This window comes from Pseudomonas sp. DSV-1, assembly GCF_035830915.1.
Classification (GTDB): Bacteria; Pseudomonadota; Gammaproteobacteria; order Pseudomonadales; family Pseudomonadaceae; genus Aquipseudomonas.
Map to the genome: position 1 here is coordinate 1,251,774 of NZ_JAYMYG010000001.1, position 16,915 is coordinate 1,268,688.

General features: G+C 58.0%; 20 protein-coding genes. 19 read left to right on the plus strand and 1 reads right to left on the minus strand.

All coding sequences use genetic code 11. The annotated features are described in order from the left end of the window. The first annotated feature begins 49 nt into the window (after positions 1-49). Genes rluC through VSQ83_RS05990 form a run of 3 tightly spaced genes read left to right on the plus strand, consistent with a single transcriptional unit; the run spans position 50 to position 2,671 of the window. The gene (rluC, locus tag VSQ83_RS05980; protein WP_019827927.1) at positions 50-1,009 is read left to right on the plus strand and encodes a 23S rRNA pseudouridine(955/2504/2580) synthase RluC; all 960 of its coding nucleotides are present in this window, start codon (positions 50-52) and stop codon (positions 1,007-1,009) included. Next, positions 996-1,661 (plus strand): HAD-IA family hydrolase, encoded by a 666-nt coding sequence (locus tag VSQ83_RS05985; protein ID WP_133075682.1) that lies wholly within the window; start codon positions 996-998, stop codon positions 1,659-1,661. Before rluC ends, VSQ83_RS05985 begins: the two co-directional genes overlap by 14 nt. Positions 1,662-1,681: 20 nt before the next feature. Continuing rightward, positions 1,682-2,671: a S49 family peptidase gene (locus tag VSQ83_RS05990; RefSeq protein WP_133075681.1), complete on the plus strand. Its 990-nt coding sequence runs from the start codon at positions 1,682-1,684 to the stop codon at positions 2,669-2,671. A gap of 207 nt (positions 2,672-2,878) precedes the next feature. Here the strand turns inward: VSQ83_RS05990 and VSQ83_RS05995 are convergent, their stop codons facing one another. Beyond that, positions 2,879-3,457, minus strand: a complete 579-nt coding sequence (locus VSQ83_RS05995; protein ID WP_326425686.1) for a Maf family protein — start codon at positions 3,455-3,457, stop codon at positions 2,879-2,881. A 105-nt stretch (positions 3,458-3,562) separates the two neighbouring features. On the opposite strand from VSQ83_RS05995, the gene VSQ83_RS06000 reads away from it, so the two are divergent. From VSQ83_RS06000 to VSQ83_RS06075, 16 genes are all read left to right on the plus strand, one after another. After that, on the plus strand, positions 3,563-4,090 hold the full coding sequence (locus VSQ83_RS06000) for a YceD family protein (protein ID WP_019827935.1): 528 nt from the start codon (positions 3,563-3,565) through the stop codon (positions 4,088-4,090). A gap of 13 nt (positions 4,091-4,103) precedes the next feature. Next, the gene (gene rpmF, locus VSQ83_RS06005) at positions 4,104-4,286 is read left to right on the plus strand and encodes a 50S ribosomal protein L32 (RefSeq protein ID WP_003442519.1); all 183 of its coding nucleotides are present in this window, start codon (positions 4,104-4,106) and stop codon (positions 4,284-4,286) included. A 4-nt stretch (positions 4,287-4,290) separates the two neighbouring features. Continuing rightward, complete coding sequence (gene plsX / locus VSQ83_RS06010) at positions 4,291-5,301, plus strand: phosphate acyltransferase PlsX (protein ID WP_133075679.1); 1,011 nt, start codon at positions 4,291-4,293, stop codon at positions 5,299-5,301. A 126-nt stretch (positions 5,302-5,427) separates the two neighbouring features. After that, complete coding sequence (gene fabD, locus VSQ83_RS06015) at positions 5,428-6,366, plus strand: ACP S-malonyltransferase (RefSeq protein WP_133075678.1); 939 nt, start codon at positions 5,428-5,430, stop codon at positions 6,364-6,366. 16 nt (positions 6,367-6,382) lie between these two features. Further along, on the plus strand, positions 6,383-7,126 hold the full coding sequence (gene fabG, locus VSQ83_RS06020; protein WP_133075677.1) for a 3-oxoacyl-ACP reductase FabG: 744 nt from the start codon (positions 6,383-6,385) through the stop codon (positions 7,124-7,126). A 191-nt stretch (positions 7,127-7,317) separates the two neighbouring features. Continuing rightward, entirely contained in the window at positions 7,318-7,554 is a 237-nt protein-coding gene (gene acpP / locus VSQ83_RS06025) for an acyl carrier protein (RefSeq protein WP_016779952.1), read from the plus strand. Between the two features lie 111 nt (positions 7,555-7,665). After that, positions 7,666-8,910 carry a beta-ketoacyl-ACP synthase II gene (fabF, locus tag VSQ83_RS06030; protein WP_133075676.1) on the plus strand — a complete coding sequence of 415 codons (1,245 nt, stop codon included), beginning with the start codon at positions 7,666-7,668 and terminating at the stop codon, positions 8,908-8,910. Beyond that, on the plus strand, positions 8,910-9,728 hold the full coding sequence (pabC, locus tag VSQ83_RS06035) for an aminodeoxychorismate lyase (protein WP_326425689.1): 819 nt from the start codon (positions 8,910-8,912) through the stop codon (positions 9,726-9,728). The genes fabF and pabC overlap by 1 nt, the downstream gene beginning before the upstream one ends. 3 nt (positions 9,729-9,731) lie before the next feature. Continuing rightward, positions 9,732-10,826 (plus strand): endolytic transglycosylase MltG, encoded by a 1,095-nt coding sequence (gene mltG / locus VSQ83_RS06040; RefSeq protein WP_133075674.1) that lies wholly within the window; start codon positions 9,732-9,734, stop codon positions 10,824-10,826. Between the two features lie 12 nt (positions 10,827-10,838). Beyond that, positions 10,839-11,471: a dTMP kinase gene (gene tmk / locus VSQ83_RS06045; protein ID WP_219262524.1), complete on the plus strand. Its 633-nt coding sequence runs from the start codon at positions 10,839-10,841 to the stop codon at positions 11,469-11,471. Then, positions 11,464-12,450 (plus strand): DNA polymerase III subunit delta', encoded by a 987-nt coding sequence (locus VSQ83_RS06050; RefSeq protein WP_219262523.1) that lies wholly within the window; start codon positions 11,464-11,466, stop codon positions 12,448-12,450. The genes tmk and VSQ83_RS06050 overlap by 8 nt, the downstream gene beginning before the upstream one ends. A gap of 32 nt (positions 12,451-12,482) precedes the next feature. Next, complete coding sequence (locus VSQ83_RS06055) at positions 12,483-13,274, plus strand: TatD family hydrolase (protein ID WP_133075644.1); 792 nt, start codon at positions 12,483-12,485, stop codon at positions 13,272-13,274. A gap of 430 nt (positions 13,275-13,704) precedes the next feature. Then, complete coding sequence (locus VSQ83_RS06060; protein ID WP_019827947.1) at positions 13,705-14,346, plus strand: TetR/AcrR family transcriptional regulator; 642 nt, start codon at positions 13,705-13,707, stop codon at positions 14,344-14,346. Positions 14,347-14,471: 125 nt separating this feature from the next. Continuing rightward, positions 14,472-15,440, plus strand: coding sequence for a GTP 3',8-cyclase MoaA (locus VSQ83_RS06065; RefSeq protein ID WP_133075643.1), 969 nt, complete (start codon positions 14,472-14,474; stop codon positions 15,438-15,440). 101 nt (positions 15,441-15,541) lie between these two features. Next, entirely contained in the window at positions 15,542-16,147 is a 606-nt protein-coding gene (locus VSQ83_RS06070) for a DUF4823 domain-containing protein (protein WP_219262522.1), read from the plus strand. 15 nt (positions 16,148-16,162) lie between these two features. After that, positions 16,163-16,723 (plus strand): DUF1285 domain-containing protein, encoded by a 561-nt coding sequence (locus VSQ83_RS06075; protein ID WP_133075641.1) that lies wholly within the window; start codon positions 16,163-16,165, stop codon positions 16,721-16,723. Positions 16,724-16,915: the final 192 nt, after the last annotated feature.

The following is a 16,915-nucleotide window of genomic DNA, read 5'->3' on the forward strand; positions in this document are numbered from 1 at the left end:
GCAATGATTAAGTGCTTCAATTCCATAAAAAATTGTTATCATCGGCGCCATGACGACGACTACCCCCCCGACCCCCAGCGTCCAGCTGCTTGAGGTCTCGCCGGAATATGCCGGCCAACGCATCGACAATTTCCTGCTTGCTCGACTCAAGGGTGTTCCCAAGACCTTGATTTACCGCATTTTGCGTAAAGGCGAAGTGCGCGTGAACAAGGGCCGGATCAAACCCGAGTACAAGCTGCAGGCGGGCGACATCGTGCGCGTGCCGCCGGTTCGCGTGCCTGAGCGCGACGAGCCTGTGCCTGTGGCCCAAGGTTTGTTGTTGCGCCTTGAGGCGGCGATTGTCTATGAAGATAAGGCGCTGATTGTCTTGAACAAGCCGGCAGGCATCGCCGTGCATGGCGGCAGCGGTTTGACCTTTGGCGTGATCGAAGCCTTTCGTCAGATGCGTCCTGACGTCAAGGAATTGGAATTGGTGCACCGCCTGGACCGTGACACGTCCGGCCTGTTGATGATTGCCAAAAAACGCAGCATGTTGCGCCATCTTCACGAGGCGCTTCGCGGTGACGGTATCGACAAGCGTTACATGGCGCTGGTGCGTGGCAACTGGGCGGCTTCGATCAAGCAGGTGCGTGCGCCGCTGATGAAGAGCAACTTGCGTTCGGGTGAGCGCATGGTTGAAGTCAACGAAGAAGGCAAAGAGTCCGTCACCGTGTTCAAGGTGCTGCGCCGCTTCGGTGATTTTGCAACCATGGTCGAGGCTCGTCCGATCACCGGCCGTACTCACCAGATTCGCGTGCATACCCTGCATGCCGGTCATTGCATTGCCGGTGATACCAAGTACGGCGATGAAGGCTTCTCCAAGGAGATCCGTGATCTGGGCGGCAAGCGGTTGTTTCTGCATGCCTACATGCTGACTGTGCCGATGCCCGATGGCGGTGAGATGAAATTCCAGGCCCCGGTAGATGAAATGTGGGCCAAGACCGTGGAGCGACTGAGTGTCCCCTACTGACTACAAGCTGCTGATTTTTGACTGGGACGGCACGTTGGCCGACTCCATTGGTCGGATTGTTACTGCAATGCAGGTTGCAGCGCAGCGAGCGGGTCGCCCTGAGCGCGATGCGCCAGCAGTCAAGGGGATTATCGGGTTGGGCCTGCCCGAGGCGATTCTGACGCTCTATCCCGACATGACGCCAGGGCAGGTGATTGCATTTCGTCAGCACTATGCTGATGTCTACATCGCCATGGATGCCGAGCCTTCGCCGTTGTTCGCCGGGGTCAGGGAGTCGCTTGAGGTGTTCCGTGAGCAGGGCTATCGCCTGGCGGTTGCTACGGGCAAGGCGCGTCGCGGGCTGGATCGTGTGCTCAAGGCCCATGGGTGGGAAGATTTTTTCGATATCACCCGTGCAGCAGATGAGACTGCAAGCAAACCCGATCCCTTGATGCTCAATCAGATTCTGGCCCATTGCGATGTGCGCCCGGATCAGGCGTTGATGGTGGGTGATGCTTCCTTTGATTTGTTGATGGCGCGCAACGCGGGTATCGACTCTGTTGCGGTAGGCTATGGTGCTCAGTCAATGGAGCGCTTGCTGGCGTTTGAGCCTCGGTTGGCGATTGACAGTTTTCCCGAGTTGCGCGCCTGGCTGGATCGTCAGGTTAATTAAAGTCTTTGCTGGGGTAGTGCATGGTTGATCAATGGAAAGCGCCCTCTGCGGCTGAGTCGACTGTCGGTGATGCAAAAAGCTGGCAACTGCTGGAAAAAACCTTGTTGGCGGGTATTCAGGAGCAGCGCCGTTCGCGCCGCTGGGGGATTTTCTTCAAGGTCCTGATGTTCTGTTACCTCATTGCGGTGTTGCTGCTGTTTACCCCGCTGCTGAGCATGGAGCGAAGTGCGGTGGGCGGTTCGAGCTATACCGCGTTGATCGATGTGCGCGGCCCGATTGCAGATAAAGAGCCTGCCAGTGCCGATAACCTGGTTACCAGTCTGCAGGCTGCATTCGATGATCCAAGGGTCAAGGGTGTGGTATTGCGCATCAACAGTCCGGGCGGCAGTCCGGTGCAGTCGGGTTATGTCTACGATGAGATTCGTCGTTTGCGCGGTTTGCATCCCGACACCAAGGTGTATGCGGTGATTTCCGATTTGGGAGCTTCCGGTGCCTATTACATTGCCAGTGCTGCTGACGAGATTTACGCCGACAAGGCCAGTCTTGTCGGGTCGATTGGCGTGACGGCGGCGGGCTTTGGCTTTGTCGGGGCGATGGACAAGCTGGGGATTCAGCGTCGTGCGTACACTTCGGGTGACCACAAGGCGTTCCTGGATCCGTTTGAGCCGGAAAAACCGGACGAAACCAAGTTCTGGCAGGGTGTTCTGAATGTGACTCACCAGCAGTTCATTGATAGCGTCAAGCAGGGGCGTGGTGATCGCCTGAAAGACAAGGAGCATCCTGAGTTGTTCTCGGGGTTGGTCTGGACCGGTCAGCAGGCGCTGCCTCTGGGGTTGATTGACGGGCTGGGCAATACCAGTTCGGTTGCCCGTGATGTGATCGGTGCAAAGGATCTGGTGGATTTCACTGTCCAGGAGTCGGCTTTCGATCGCTTCTCGAAAAAGCTCGGTGCCAGCGTGGCTGAGCAATTGGCGATGTGGATGGGCTTTCAGGGGCCAACACTGCGCTGATTGCTCTCTCTGCTCACAAGAAACGGCCTTCGGGTCGTTTTTTTTGTGGTGTCGAGCGTTCTGTAGTCGCTGCCGAGGAACGAAGGCTGCGATCGAGCGCGAAGCGTTCGCAAAATGGAACACCCGAATATGTCAGGTTCTACGTCCGCTTCGCGGCCGATCGCAGCCTTCGTTCCTCGGCAGCGACTACAGAGTATTGCGGCTTATTCAGGGCAGGTGTACGCCTTCTGCAAGCAGCATGTCCACCAGGCGTATCAGTGGCAAGCCGACCAGGCTGGTGGCGTCATCGCCTTCTGTGCGTTGAAACAGGCTCACACCAAGGCCTTCGGCTTTAAAGCTGCCAGCGCAGTCGTAGGGCTGTTCTGCGAGCAGATAGCGTTCGATCTGTTCGGCACTTAGCGTGCGCATGTGCACGGTGAAGGGAATGCAATCGGTCTGGTGGTGGCCCGTCTGGCTGTTGAGCAGGGTCAGGCCGGTCAGGAAGCTCACGCTGGCACCGCTGGCGCTCATCAGTTGTTGGTGGGCCTTGTCGTGGGTGTGGGGTTTGCCGATGATCTGTCCGTCGAGCACGGCGACCTGGTCGGAGCCAATGATCAGGTGGTTTGGATGGCTTTTGGCGAGTGCTCGTGCTTTTTCCAGGGATAGGCGCTTGACCAGTTCAATGGCGGTCTCGCCGGGGCGGTGGCTTTCGTCAATGTCGGGTGAGCTGCAGCTGAAAGGCAGGCGCAGGCGAGTCAGTAATTCGCGGCGGTAAACCGAGCTTGAAGCGAGTAATAAAGGTAGCATGCGCGGCTCCTGTGGGTGGTTGGCGATTCTAGCGGGCGTACGGGATGTCGCACAGGCACAATTTCCTTTGACAGGTGGAGGGGTCGTCCCTAGAATGCTGCGCCTATGTTGAATGACCCGATTCCACCTCACGTTGACCCGCGCAAATTAGCTGATCGTGGCACTACCCTTCAAGGTGAAGTGCTGCTGGCTGATTTGGAGAGACTCTGCGACCCGCTTTCCGACAATGTCGGTACGGTCCAGGCTAAATTTGTTTTTGAGCGAGACGAGCGAAGATCTGTGGTAATACACAGCTCCATCGACGTTGAGGTCAAGATGGTTTGCCAGCGTTGTCTTGAGCTGGTCACCCTGCCGATTCACAGCGAGTGCAGTTATGCTGTGGTGAAGGAGGGTGCAAATACCCAGTCGTTACCGAAAGGTTATGACGTGCTGGAACTGGGCGAAGATCCATTGGATCTGCAGTCACTGATCGAGGAAGAGCTTTTGCTTGCCTTGCCCATTGTGCCTGCTCATCATCCGGAAGAATGCCAGCAGCCGGCGGGTCTCGATGAGCCCGAGCCAGGCGAGGACGAGGTAACGCGGTCCAACCCGTTCAGTGTATTGGCGCAGTTAAAGCGTGACCCAAACGTTTAGGAGTTAATTAATTATGGCTGTTCAGCAGAACAAAAAATCCCGCTCTGCCCGTGACATGCGTCGTTCGCACGATGCTCTTTCGGCTAGCACTCTGTCCGTAGAAAAAACCACCGGTGAAATTCACCTGCGTCACCACGTATCGCCAGAAGGCGTATACCGTGGTCGTAAAGTGATCGACAAGGGCGCTGACGAGTAATCACTTGTCCGCTCAGGTCATCGCGATCGACGCAATGGGCGGGGACTTCGGTCCCCGCAGCATTGTTCAGGCCTGCATTGCCTGCCTGTCTGCTACTCCCTCGTTACACCTGACCCTCGTCGGTCAACCCTCCATACTTGAAACCTTGATCGCTGGCCATTCGGCTGTGGATCGCTCGCGCCTGACGATTACCCCTGCTTCTGAAGTGATTGCCATGAATGAGCGGCCTTCCAATGCCCTGCGCAGCAAGCCTGACTCTTCCATGCGTGTGGCGCTGGAGTTGCTCCGTGATGGCAAGGTGCAAGCCTGTGTCAGTTCCGGCAATACCGGCGCACTGATGGCGTTGTCCCGTCATGTGCTCAAGACCTTGCCGGGGATCGATCGTCCGGCGATGGTGGCGGCGGTGCCGACCCAGACGGGCTACTGTCAGTTGCTGGACTTGGGCGCGAATGTCGATTGCACGGCCGGGCAGTTGTTCCAGTTTGCAGTCATGGGGTCGGTGGCGGCGCAGGCGCTGGGTGTGCTTCGTCCACGGGTTGCCTTGCTCAATATCGGCACCGAAGACGTCAAGGGCAATCAGCAGGTCAAAGAGGCGGCTGCGTTGTTGCAGGCGGCGTCCGGGCTGCACTACATCGGCTTTGTCGAGGGTGATGGTGTGTACCGTGGCGAGGCTGACGTGGTGGTGTGTGACGGGTTTGTCGGCAATATCATGCTCAAGTCCAGCGAAGGTCTTGCGACCATGATTTCGAGCAGGCTTGAGGCGGTGTTCAGGCGTAACCTGTTCAGTCGCTGTGTAGGTGCGCTGGCGTTGCCGTTGATGCGGCGCCTGCAGGCCGACCTGGCGCCCGCGCGTCATAACGGTGCGAGCTTTCTCGGGCTTCAGGGGATTGTGATCAAGAGTCACGGTTCGGCAGGTGCTCAGGGCTTTCAGAGTGCGATAGAGCGCGCATTGATTGAAATCCATGAAGACCTGCCAAAGCGTTTGTATGGGCGCCTTGAAGGGTTGTTGCCGTAGGCGTTTTGCCGGGCTGATGCTTAAATGTGACCGCTCAGTCCAATCAGCCATCCAACTGTCAGTTTCTTGCGTCCACTACGGTAGGGCGTCAATTCTCCGACGACAAGATCATTAGGGGCTTGTTACATGTCTACATCCCTCGCATTTGTCTTTCCAGGGCAGGGTTCGCAGTCCCTCGGCATGTTGGCCGAGCTGGGCGCGGAGCATCCGCTGGTCCTGGAAACATTTAAAGAAGCTTCCGCTGCTCTGGGTTACGACCTGTGGGCGCTGATCCAGGAAGGTCCTGCAGAGAAGCTGAATCAAACCGATATTACCCAGCCTGCCATTCTGGCCGCCTCGATTGCCCTGTGGCGCCTGTGGCTGGCCGAAGGCGGCAAGCGCCCTGACTTTGTTGCAGGCCATAGCCTGGGCGAGTACAGCGCGTTGGTTGCTGCCGAATGCCTGACATTGGCTGAGGCAGTCAAACTGGTTGAGCGTCGCGGTCAACTGATGCAAGAAGCCGTACCGGCCGGCCAGGGTGCCATGGCGGCAATCCTGGGCCTGGAAGATGCTGACGTGCTGGCGGCCTGTGCCGAAGCGGCGCAAGGTGAAGTGGTCAGCGCAGTGAACTTCAACTCGCCGGGCCAGGTCGTGATCGCTGGCGCCAAGGCTGCTGTTGAGCGCGCCATGGAGCTGTGCAAGGCCAAAGGCGCCAAACGTGCATTGCCGTTGCCGGTGAGCGTGCCTTCGCACTGCGAGCTGATGCGTCCTGCCGCTGAGCGTTTTGCCGAGTCCATCGAGGCGATCGACTGGAAAATGCCGACCATTGCCTTGGTGCAGAACGTCAGTGCCGCTGTTGCAGCCGATTTGCCAACCCTCAAGCGCGACTTGCTCGAACAGTTGTACAAGCCAGTGCGCTGGGTTGAGTCGGTACAGGTGCTTGCGGCTGGCGGCCCGGTTGATCTGGTTGAGTGCGGTCCGGGCAAGGTCCTGGTAGGTATCAGCAAGCGTTGCGCTGAAGGCGTGACGACCCACAATTTGAATACCCCGGATGCCTTCGCCGCTGCGCGATTGGCTCTGGTCTGAATCAGGAGAAGCCTGCATGAGCTTGCAAGGTAAAGTTGCACTGGTAACAGGCGCAAGCCGTGGCATTGGCCAGGCTATCGCATTGGAGTTGGGTCGTCAGGGCGCCGTTGTCATCGGCACTGCGACTTCGCAAGCCGGTGCCGAGCGTATTGCTGCCACCCTGAAAGAAAACGGTGTTCAGGGCACTGGCATGGAACTCAATGTCACCAGCAGCGAATCGGTTGCTGCGGTGCTGGCGAGCATCCAGGAGCAGTTCGGTGCTCCGGCGATTCTGGTCAATAATGCCGGTATCACCCGCGATAACCTGATGATGCGCATGAAAGATGACGAATGGCATGACGTTATCGATACCAACCTGAACAGTCTGTATCGCCTGTCCAAGGGGGTTTTGCGTGGCATGACCAAGGCCCGTTGGGGACGAATTATCAATATTGGCTCTGTTGTGGGTGCCATGGGCAACGCAGGCCAAGTAAACTACGCCGCCGCCAAGGCAGGCCTTGAAGGTTTCGGTCGTGCGCTGGCACGTGAAGTGGGCTCGCGCTCGATCACTGTCAACTCGGTGGCTCCGGGCTTTATCGATACCGATATGACCCGTGAATTGCCAGAGGCACAGCGCGAAGCCTTGCAGACGCAGATTCCGCTGGGCCGTTTGGGCCAGGCTCAAGAGATCGCAAACGTGGTCGCTTTCCTGGCATCTGACGGTGCAGCCTACGTGACAGGGGCTACAATCCCGGTCAACGGCGGGATGTACATGAGTTAAATGTGACGGATTGCTTCAAAAAAATGTCATACGAGCTGTCTAAAATCCGTTATAAAGCTGCAATCTATTTATAGGCAGCCGGTTGTTGCGGTGTGAGTGCAAAGCTTTCAGTTGAAAAACTGAAAAGGCTTTCGATACACTTGCCCACTGGCCAGCTGCCTGAATTTGTCCATTAGGAGTGAAAACAAGGTATGAGCACCATCGAAGAGCGCGTCAAGAAAATCGTTGCCGAGCAACTGGGCGTTAAAGAAGAAGAAGTGACCAATGCCGCTTCCTTCGTTGAAGACCTGGGTGCCGACTCCCTTGACACCGTTGAGCTTGTGATGGCTCTGGAAGAGGAATTCGAGACTGAGATTCCTGACGAAGAAGCTGAAAAGATCACTACTGTACAAGCCGCTATCGATTACGTTACTAGCCACCAGGCGTAATAGTTTGTAATCGTTGCTCGCTGTCATGGAAAAACCGCACTGCCGCTCTGGCGTGCGGTTTTTTCTTTAGGCGTGATGCAAAGTGTCGTCAATAGAATAAAGGAGAGTGCTGTGTCGCGTAGACGCGTCGTAGTCACCGGTATGGGGATGTTGTCGCCACTGGGTGCGGATGTTCCGAGCACCTGGCAAGGCATTCTGGCAGGCCGAAGTGGCATTGGTCTGATCGAACACACGGATCTTTCTGCCTATTCCACCCGTTTTGGCGGCTCGGTACAGGGCTTTAACGTTGAGGATTACCTCTCCGTCAAAGAAGCCCGAAAACTTGACCTGTTTATTCAGTACGGTTTGGCAGCTGGGTTTCAGGCTGTGCGTAATTCCGGCCTTGAAGTTACCGACGCCAATCGTGAGCGCATCGGTGTGGCAATGGGTTCGGGTATTGGCGGTCTGACCAATATCGAAGAAACCAGCCGTACCTTGCACGAGCAAGGCCCGCGACGGATTTCTCCGTTTTTCGTGCCCGGTTCGATCATCAACATGATTTCCGGTTTTCTGTCTATCCACCTGGGTACACAGGGGCCTAACTATGCCATCGCGACTGCCTGTACCACTGGTACGCATTGCATTGGCATGGCAGCTCGCAACATTGCTTACGGCGAAGCCGACGTGATGATTGCCGGCGGCGCCGAAATGGCCGCCTGCGGCCTGGGCATGGGCGGCTTTGGTGCCTCCCGTGCGTTGTCGACCCGCAACGACGATCCAACCCGTGCCAGCCGTCCGTGGGACAAAGGCCGTGATGGATTTGTATTGTCTGACGGTGCCGGTGCGCTGGTGCTCGAAGAGCTTGAACATGCCAAGGCGCGTGGTGCGACCATCTACGCCGAGCTGATCGGTTTTGGGATGAGCGGTGACGCTTTCCACATGACCTCGCCTCCGGCCGATGGTGCAGGTGCGGCCCGCTGCATTACCAATGCCCTGCGTGACGCCCAGCTGAACGCTGATCAAGTGCAGTACATCAACGCCCACGGCACCTCGACCCCTGCTGGCGATCTGGCAGAAGTGTCGGCGATCAAGTCGGTGTTTGGTGATCACGCCTACAAACTGGCGGTGAGTTCGACCAAGTCCATGACCGGTCACCTGTTGGGTGCAGCGGGCGCGGTCGAGGCGATTTTCAGCGTACTGGCCATCAACAGCCAGATTGCCCCGCCGACCATCAACCTCGACGAGCCTGATGAAGGCTGCGATCTGGACTTCGTGCCGCACACCGCGCGTGAAATGCCGATCGACGTGGTGCTGTCCAACTCATTCGGTTTTGGCGGCACAAACGGTTCGTTGGTGTTCCGTCGGTACGCCGACTGATGCAAAGCTGGGTCGACGGTCAGCCGGCGAACGCTCTTGCGTCGCTCAAAGACCGTGGGCTGGCCTATGGTGATGGTCTGTTTGAGACCATCGCCGTCAAGGCTGGCACACCGCTGCTGCTGGAACTGCATATGCAGCGTCTGGCGCTCGGTTGTTCCCGGCTGGCGATTGTTGCGGATCAGGCATTGATCCGCAGCGAATTGCTGGCATATGCGCAAGCGATGGGCGAGGGCGTCCTCAAGCTCATCCTGACCCGTGGCGATAGTCAGCGTGGTTATGGCGCGTCCACCGGGGCTTTGCCTCGACGAATTCTTCAGGCCAGTCCGGCTGCGGCTTATCCCCAAGCGTACGCGCTGCAAGGGATAGCGCTGTTTGATTGCGCCACCCGTCTGGCTGAACAGCCGTTGTTGGCGGGGCTCAAGCATCTCAATCGACTCGAACAGGTCATTGCGCGATCCGAATGGCAAGACCCGGCCTACGCCGAGGGCTTGATGCGCGACACGTCGGGACGGGTGATTGAAGGTGTGTTCAGCAATCTGTTCATGGTGCGTGACGGGGTTCTGATGACCGCCGACCTGCAGCGGTGTGGCGTGGCCGGCGTGATGCGGGCTGCACTGCTGGTCGAGGCCGAACGCCTGGCCATTCCTTGTCTGGTTACTGACATCAGCCTTGCGCAGCTGCAACAGGCCGATGAACTCTTCCTCTGTAACAGCGTGTATGGCGTTTGGCCCGTGCGCGCATTTGCAGACCTGAGCTGGCCGGTGGGGCCACTCACCCGTAAACTGCAAGGCATTGCTCGCACCCTACTGGATGTTTGATTCGTGAAACGTAAATTCTTGGTGCTGCTGGAGACAGGTCTGGTGCTGGCGGGCTTGCTGCTGGGCGCTAGCGCCTGGAAGCTCAATTCTGCGCTCGACCAACCGCTCAATCTGACGCAGGAACAATTGCTCGATGTACCGGCTGGCGCCACGCCGACCGGTACGTTCAATCGTCTGGAAGCTGACGACACGCTGCGTGACGCGTTCTGGTTGCGCGTGTACTGGCGCTTCAACCTTGAGGGCCAGCCGTTGCACAGCGGTGAATACCGCATGACCCCGGGCATGACCGCCCAGGACCTTATTGGTCTGTGGCAGCGTGGCGAAGTGGTGCAATACAGCCTGACTCTGGTTGAAGGCTGGAATTTTCGCCAGGTGCGCAGCGCTTTGGCCAAGCATGAAAAAATCGAACAGACCCTCGATGGCCTGAGCGATAGCGAACTCATGGCCAAGCTGGGTCATGCCGGGGAATTTCCGGAAGGTCGATTCTTTCCAGACACCTATCGCTTTGTGCGCGGCATGACCGATGCCCAGTTGCTGGAAAAAGCCTACGACCGTCTTGAGAAAGTGCTTGCCCAGGAGTGGGAACAGCGTGATCCGAGCGTGCCTTATGCCAACCCTTATCAGGCGCTGATCATGGCGTCACTGGTGGAGAAGGAAACCGGTGTGCCACAGGAGCGCGGGCAAATTGCCGGGGTTTTTGTGCGCCGGATGAAAATCGGCATGCCGCTGCAAACCGATCCTACGGTGATCTATGGCCTGGGCGAGCGTTACAACGGCAAGCTGACACGGGCCCACTTGCGCGAACCCACGCCGTACAACACCTATACGATTCCTGGCTTGCCGCCTACGCCCATTGCCATGGTGGGGCGTGAAGCGATTAATGCCGCTTTGCACCCGGTCAGTGGCTCCAGCCTGTACTTTGTGGCCAAGGGCGATGGTAGCCACACGTTTTCCGATGACCTGGATGCGCACAACAATGCGGTGCGCGAATTCCAGATCAAGCGCAGGGCCGATTACCGTTCGAGCCCCGCGCCGACCCCTGCTGCCGAGCCGGAGAGTCCCCCGGCCGAGCCGCAAGGCCCGAAAGACACTGATTAAGGATTGCTGCCTGTGACTGGCTTGTTTATTACCCTGGAAGGCCCCGAAGGCGCAGGAAAAAGCACCAACCGTGAGTACCTGGCAGAGCGCTTGCGCGCCGAAGGTATCGACGTGGTACTGACACGCGAACCCGGCGGCACGCCGCTGGCCGAGCGTATCCGCGAGCTGCTGCTCACGCCCAGCGATGACGCGATGTGTGCCGACACCGAGCTGTTGCTGGTCTTTGCAGCCCGCGCCCAGCATCTGGCCGAAGTCATTCGCCCGGCGTTGGTCCGGGGTGCGGTGGTGCTGTGTGATCGCTTTACCGATGCCACTTATGCGTATCAGGGCGGCGGTCGGGGGTTGTCCTTTGAACGCATCGCGACTCTAGAGACCTTTGTCCAGGGTCCATTGCGTCCTGATCTGACCCTGGTGTTTGATCTGCCGATTGAAGTCGGCATGGCCCGGGCCAGTGCCCGGGGTCGACTTGACCGCTTCGAGCAGGAAGGTCGCACGTTCTTCGATGCGGTGCGCAGCACCTACCTTGAACGCGCCAAGGCAGAGCCTGCGCGTTATCGCCTGATCGATGCCGCGCAGACGCTCGAACAGGTTCAAGGGCAACTGGACGCCTTGTTGCCAGAATTGCTGGGCTTGCACCGTGGCTGAGGCCTATCCGTGGCAAGACAGCCTGTGGCAGCAAATGGCAGGGCGAGCGCAGCATGCCCACGCCTATTTGCTGCACGGGCCGGCGGGCATCGGCAAGCGGGCTCTGGCCGAACGACTGATGGCCAGTCTGCTGTGCAAGCAGCCGGTCGGGCTTGAAGCCTGCGGTACATGCAAATCCTGCTCGTTGCTGGCGGCGGGAAGTCACCCCGATCATTACATTCTTGAGCCTGAAGAAGCTGACAAGGCAATCAAGGTCGACCAGGTGCGCGATCTGGTCAGTTTTGTGGTGCAGACCGCCCAGTTGGGCGGGCGCAAGGTGGTACTGGTCGAGCCGGTAGAGTCGATGAATATCAACGCCGCCAACGCCTTGCTCAAAAGCCTTGAAGAACCCTCCGGCAACACCATCCTGCTGCTGGTCAGCCATCAGTCCAGTCGACTGTTGCCGACCATCCGCAGTCGCTGCGTGCAGCAGGCTTGTCCGTTGCCGAGCCAGGCATTGAGCCTTGAATGGCTGGCCAAGGCCCTGCCTGATACTGGCGAAGCTGAACGGGTCGAGTTATTGACCCTTGCCGCCGGATCGCCTCTGGGAGCCGTCAAGTTGCAGGCCCAGGGTGTTCGCGAACAACGGGCAGCGGTGGTGGAGGGCGTCAAGAAGGTGCTCAAGCGCGAGCTGTCGGCCAGTCAACTGGCGGAAAGCTGGAAAGCCATCCCGCTGCTGTTGCTGTTTGACTGGTTTTGCGACTGGTCGAACCTGATCCTGCGCTATCAACTGACCCAGGACGAAGCCGGGCTCGGGTTGGAAGACATGCGCAAAGTGCTGCAATACCTGGCGCAGAAAACCCCGCAGGACAAGGTTCTGAACATTCAGGACTGGATTCTTGCCCAGCGCCAGAAGGTCTTGAGCAAGGCCAACCTTAACCGTGATCTGTTGGTCGAGGCGTTACTGGTGCAGTGGGCAAGCCTGCCCGGCCAGCGCTGATTTGATTGAATTGATAAGCAGGTAATTTTTGTATGTTGGTTGACTCTCATTGTCATCTCGATCGTCTTGATCTGAGCGCCCATGACGGCTCGCTGGACGCGGCTCTGGAGGCCGCGCGTCAACGCGGTGTCGGGCATTTTCTGTGTATCGGCGTAAGCGCCGACAACGCGGCCGATGTCAAAGCCCTGACCGATCGGTATGCCGATGTGGATTGCTCGGTGGGCGTCCACCCCCTGGACGTACAGCCGGGAGCGGCGCCAGCGTTGGACTGGCTGTTGAGCGAGCTGAATCACCCCAGGGTGGTGGCGATCGGTGAAACCGGTCTGGACTACCACTACGAGCCTGAAGCCGCCGAGTTGCAGCAATTGTCGTTCCGGGTGCATCTGGAAGCGGCGCAACAGACCGGCAAACCGGTGGTTATTCATACCCGTGGCGCCCGCGCCGATACCCTGAACTTGCTGCGTGAGGCGGCATTGCCCCAGGCTGGCGTGTTGCACTGCTTCACTGAAGACTGGGACATGGCCAAGGCGGCGCTGGACATGGGTTACTACATCTCGCTGTCGGGGATTGTGACCTTTCGCAATGCCGATGCCCTGCGCGATGTGGCCCGTCAGGTGCCTGCAGATCGCCTGCTGGTCGAGACCGATTCGCCTTACCTCGCCCCGATTCCCTATCGCGGCAAACCTAACCTGCCGCAGTACGTGCGTGAAGTCGCCGATTTTCTGGCCATGTTGCGCGGTGAGTCTTACGAGCGCTTTGCAGAGCAAACCACCGAAAACTTCAAGCGCCTGTTTCCGCTGGCTCGGGTTGCACAGTCAATCTGACGTGGGAGCGGCCTGCTCGCGATAGCATCACCGCGCGCATCCATTCAGGCCGCAGCGCCAGCATCGCGAGCAAGCCCGCTCCCACAGTTTTTAAAGTAAACGGGCAGGCAAAAAAAACCCGAACTCTGGGGAATTCGGGTTAAGACCATTAGGAGTAAAACAAAGGCACACATTCCGTTGCTGCCTAAATCGGCGAGACACTTTGGGGGGGATGTCACGCCGACACGTTAAGTATTGGCCAGCTTTGTCGAACGTCCAGCCAGGATTGATTGTTTTTTAAACAGATTTGGAATACCCGAGCTTCGCTTGAGTGCTCTGCGAGCCGCGGGTAAATCGTTTGAACACATCGATATGCAGGATGATCCGTGCAATTTAGTGTGACTAATGCATAATACTCCGCTTCGATTTTGACCCGAACAGACCTTTTCTTATGCACAAAGAACCCCGTAAGGTCCGTGAGTTTCGTCGCCGCGAGCAAGAAATTCTCGATACCGCGCTCAAGCTGTTCCTCGACCTGGGTGAAGACAGTGTCACCGTCGAGATGATTGCTGATGCCGTGGGTATCGGCAAAGGCACGATCTACAAGCACTTCAAGTCCAAGGCCGAGATCTACCTGCGCCTGATGCTCGACTACGAGCGCGATTTGAATGAGCTGCTGCATTCCGCCGACGTGGATAAAGACAAAGAGGCGCTGTCCCGTGCCTACTTTGAGTTTCGCATGCGTGATCCGCAGCGCTACCGGTTGTTTGATCGCCTTGAAGAAAAGGTGGTGAAGGGCAACCAGGTGCCAGAACTGGTCGAAGAGCTGCACAAGATCCGCGCCTCGAACTTTGAGCGCCTGACCCTGCTGATCAAGGGGCGTATCAGTGAAGGCAAGCTCGAAGACGTACCGCCATACTTCCATTACTGCGCAGCGTGGGCTCTGGTGCACGGCGCTGTGGCGCTGTATCACTCGCCGTTCTGGAGCAATGTGCTGGAAGATCAGGAAGGCTTCTTTCAGTTCCTGATGGACATTGGCGTACGCATGGGCAACAAGCGCAAGCGTGACACCGATACCCCGGCTGTAGAGTAACCCCGGCCAGTATTTGCCTTCATGGCTTATGGCCTTGAGGCTTATAATCAGGCTTGGGTCTTGCCAAAACCTGATTTATGAGTCAGGTTTTGCGGCGGCCCATTTCCCCCGCGCCGGAGTCATCCATGATCGTTGATCGCCAAGGCAGACGTTTTCGCAACTTGCGTATCAGTCTGACCTCCGCTTGCAACTATGCCTGCACCTACTGTGTGCCTAACGGCAAGCGGTTGGTTGCCGCGCAGGATGAGCTGTCGGCCGAAGCGATGGTGCGCGGGGTGGCTTATCTGATTGAGGCTGCTGGCATCGAGCGCTTGCGCATTACCGGCGGCGAACCGCTGGTCAGCCCCAAGCTTGAAACCTTTATGCGTGAAGTCGGGCAGTTGGGCTTGAGCGACATCAGCCTGACCACTAACGGCCAATTGCTTGCACGCAAGTTGCCGTTGCTGCTGGATGCGGGCATCCGGCGTCTCAATGTCTCTCTCGACACCCTTGATCCAGAAGCGTTTCGCAGCATTGCCCGTGGCGGTGATCTGCCGACCGTGCTCGATGGCATGCAGCGGGCCCGGGAAGCGGGGATCAAGATCAAGGTCAATATGGTGCCCTTGCGCGGACAGAACCTGGATCAGGTGATGCCGCTGCTGGAGTACTGCCTTGAGCGCGGTTATGAACTGCGTTTTATCGAGCTGATGCGCATGGGCCACCTGGCCAGTGACAGCAATGCCTTCCTGCAGCAGTTCGTCAGCTTGCAACAGCTGTTGTCGCTGATTGGCGAACGCTACGAATACTTGCAGGCCGATGCGCCAATCGATGCCACGGCGGTGCGCTACCAGATCCCGGATCATGGTTATTTCGGGGTGATCGCCAACGAGAGCGTGCCGTTTTGCCGTACGTGCTCACGGCTGCGACTGTCTTCCACGGGATGGCTACATGGTTGCCTGTCGTCGAGCAATCGCCATTATGTGGGTGATCTGCTCAACAAGCCTCGCCACCAGGCGCTGCCTGCGCTGCAAGGCCTGCTGATGAAAGCCCTGGGTGACAAACAGGACGTGGCTTTCTCCGGTGGTGCCACGGTGATGAAGATCATCGGCGGCTAAAGCCCGTTCTCACAGCCAAACAGTGACCTGCTAAAACTGGCGCGCAATCTGCATTACGGGACTATTCGCCGGTTTTTTGTCACCGGCATCGGGAGAACGGGATGCGTGGTCTGATTGTTTGGCTGGCTTTATTGGCGCTCGGCGGCTGCATGAAGCTCAGCGATCTGGGTGAGGGCGCGCGTTATCAGCTGAGTGACGCCGGCATGCTCGATCACAGCAACACCCGGCGCAGCAACTCGCTGCGCATTCAGCCAGACTCCTTTATCTACATCGCCCAAGGGCCATTTGCCCCTGTCGGCGATCCGTACGTGCGCCCCAATGTGGTGGCCGAAGAGGCTTTCAACGGTTTTGTCGAATACTTTCCCATGGTGCGCCGTGCCAAAGCGCCGCTCGGGCTCGATCAGGCAATGACCGAAGCCAGGGGCTTTGGCGCTCACTACTTGCTGTTCACCCGTTTTGCCCGGGCCGATGACCGCATCGGCAACAGCGACGAATGGCTCGACCAGGAAGAGATCAGCCGACTGGGGATCGACAGTGGCGTGATCCAGGTGATGCTGATCGAGACCAGTACCCAGTATTTGATCGATACCGCCACCATTCGCAGCCGCGGCGGTTTGCTGACGTTCCATGACAACAAGCCCGCAGACCTGATCGGACCGCCGCTCGCCAAGTACGCTCGCAGCTTGATAGGCTTGAGCGATCAATAAGTCGAGGAGAGCAACATGAGCGAGCCGGTAGACGTCAGCAACCTGTTGGCGCAAATTCCCAGGGCCGACAAAGGCCTGCCGCCCGTTCACTTGTGGGATACCGCCTTTTGCGGCGATATCGACATGCGTATTGCCCGCGATGGCACCTGGTACTACATGGGCACGCCCATTGGCCGCAAGCCCATGGTCAAGCTCTTCTCGACGATCATTCGCCGCGACGGCGATGATTACTTTCTGATTACCCCGGTAGAAAAAGTCGGCATCAAAGTCGATGACGCGCCTTTTGTCGCGGTGACTTTGGACGTGGAGGGGCAGGGCGAGCAGCAAGTCCTGCGTTTTACCACCCATGTCGACGAGTCGATCAATGCCGGCTCCGAGCATCCGCTGCGTTTCGTCATTGACCCCCAGACCCAGGAGCCCGCGCCTTATGTGCATGTGCGGCGCAATCTTGAAGCCCTGATCCACCGCAATGTGTTCTACCAGCTGGTAGAGCTGGCGGTGGAGCGCAAGATCGATGGGCGGAACTGGCTGGGCGTGTGGAGTGGCGGGGAGTTTTTCCCGATCGGGCCTGCCTAGGCCATCCCTAGAACAATAATCTCCCACAATATGGGATGTTAAATTATATATTGAGATTTAATTAACCCTGGGTTTATAGTCGGCTTCAGCTCTACGCACTCACACTTAAAAAAACAAAACAGGTGAAGTGATGCCGAACTATCCCAGGGTGCTCCTGCGCACTAGCGCGTCTGCACGTCCCGCCCAATCCCC

Bases quoted from the DNA above. Each gene is read 5' to 3' on its own strand.
- pabC (WP_326425689.1), top strand. From the start codon at position 8,910: ATGCAAAGCTGGGTCGACGGTCAGCCGGCGAACGCTCTTGCGTCGCTC.
- VSQ83_RS05995 (WP_326425686.1), bottom strand. From the start codon at position 3,457: ATGCTACCTTTATTACTCGCTTCAAGCTCGGTTTACCGCCGCGAATTA.
- VSQ83_RS06060 (WP_019827947.1), top strand. From the start codon at position 13,705: ATGCACAAAGAACCCCGTAAGGTCCGTGAGTTTCGTCGCCGCGAGCAA.
- VSQ83_RS06055 (WP_133075644.1), top strand. From the start codon at position 12,483: ATGTTGGTTGACTCTCATTGTCATCTCGATCGTCTTGATCTGAGCGCC.
- VSQ83_RS05990 (WP_133075681.1), top strand. From the start codon at position 1,682: ATGGTTGATCAATGGAAAGCGCCCTCTGCGGCTGAGTCGACTGTCGGT.
- VSQ83_RS06000 (WP_019827935.1), top strand. From the start codon at position 3,563: ATGTTGAATGACCCGATTCCACCTCACGTTGACCCGCGCAAATTAGCT.
- rluC (WP_019827927.1), top strand. From the start codon at position 50: ATGACGACGACTACCCCCCCGACCCCCAGCGTCCAGCTGCTTGAGGTC.
- VSQ83_RS06075 (WP_133075641.1), top strand. From the start codon at position 16,163: ATGAGCGAGCCGGTAGACGTCAGCAACCTGTTGGCGCAAATTCCCAGG.
- rpmF (WP_003442519.1), top strand. From the start codon at position 4,104: ATGGCTGTTCAGCAGAACAAAAAATCCCGCTCTGCCCGTGACATGCGT.
- VSQ83_RS06065 (WP_133075643.1), top strand. From the start codon at position 14,472: ATGATCGTTGATCGCCAAGGCAGACGTTTTCGCAACTTGCGTATCAGT.
- acpP (WP_016779952.1), top strand. From the start codon at position 7,318: ATGAGCACCATCGAAGAGCGCGTCAAGAAAATCGTTGCCGAGCAACTG.
- VSQ83_RS06070 (WP_219262522.1), top strand. From the start codon at position 15,542: ATGCGTGGTCTGATTGTTTGGCTGGCTTTATTGGCGCTCGGCGGCTGC.
- fabG (WP_133075677.1), top strand. From the start codon at position 6,383: ATGAGCTTGCAAGGTAAAGTTGCACTGGTAACAGGCGCAAGCCGTGGC.
- fabD (WP_133075678.1), top strand. From the start codon at position 5,428: ATGTCTACATCCCTCGCATTTGTCTTTCCAGGGCAGGGTTCGCAGTCC.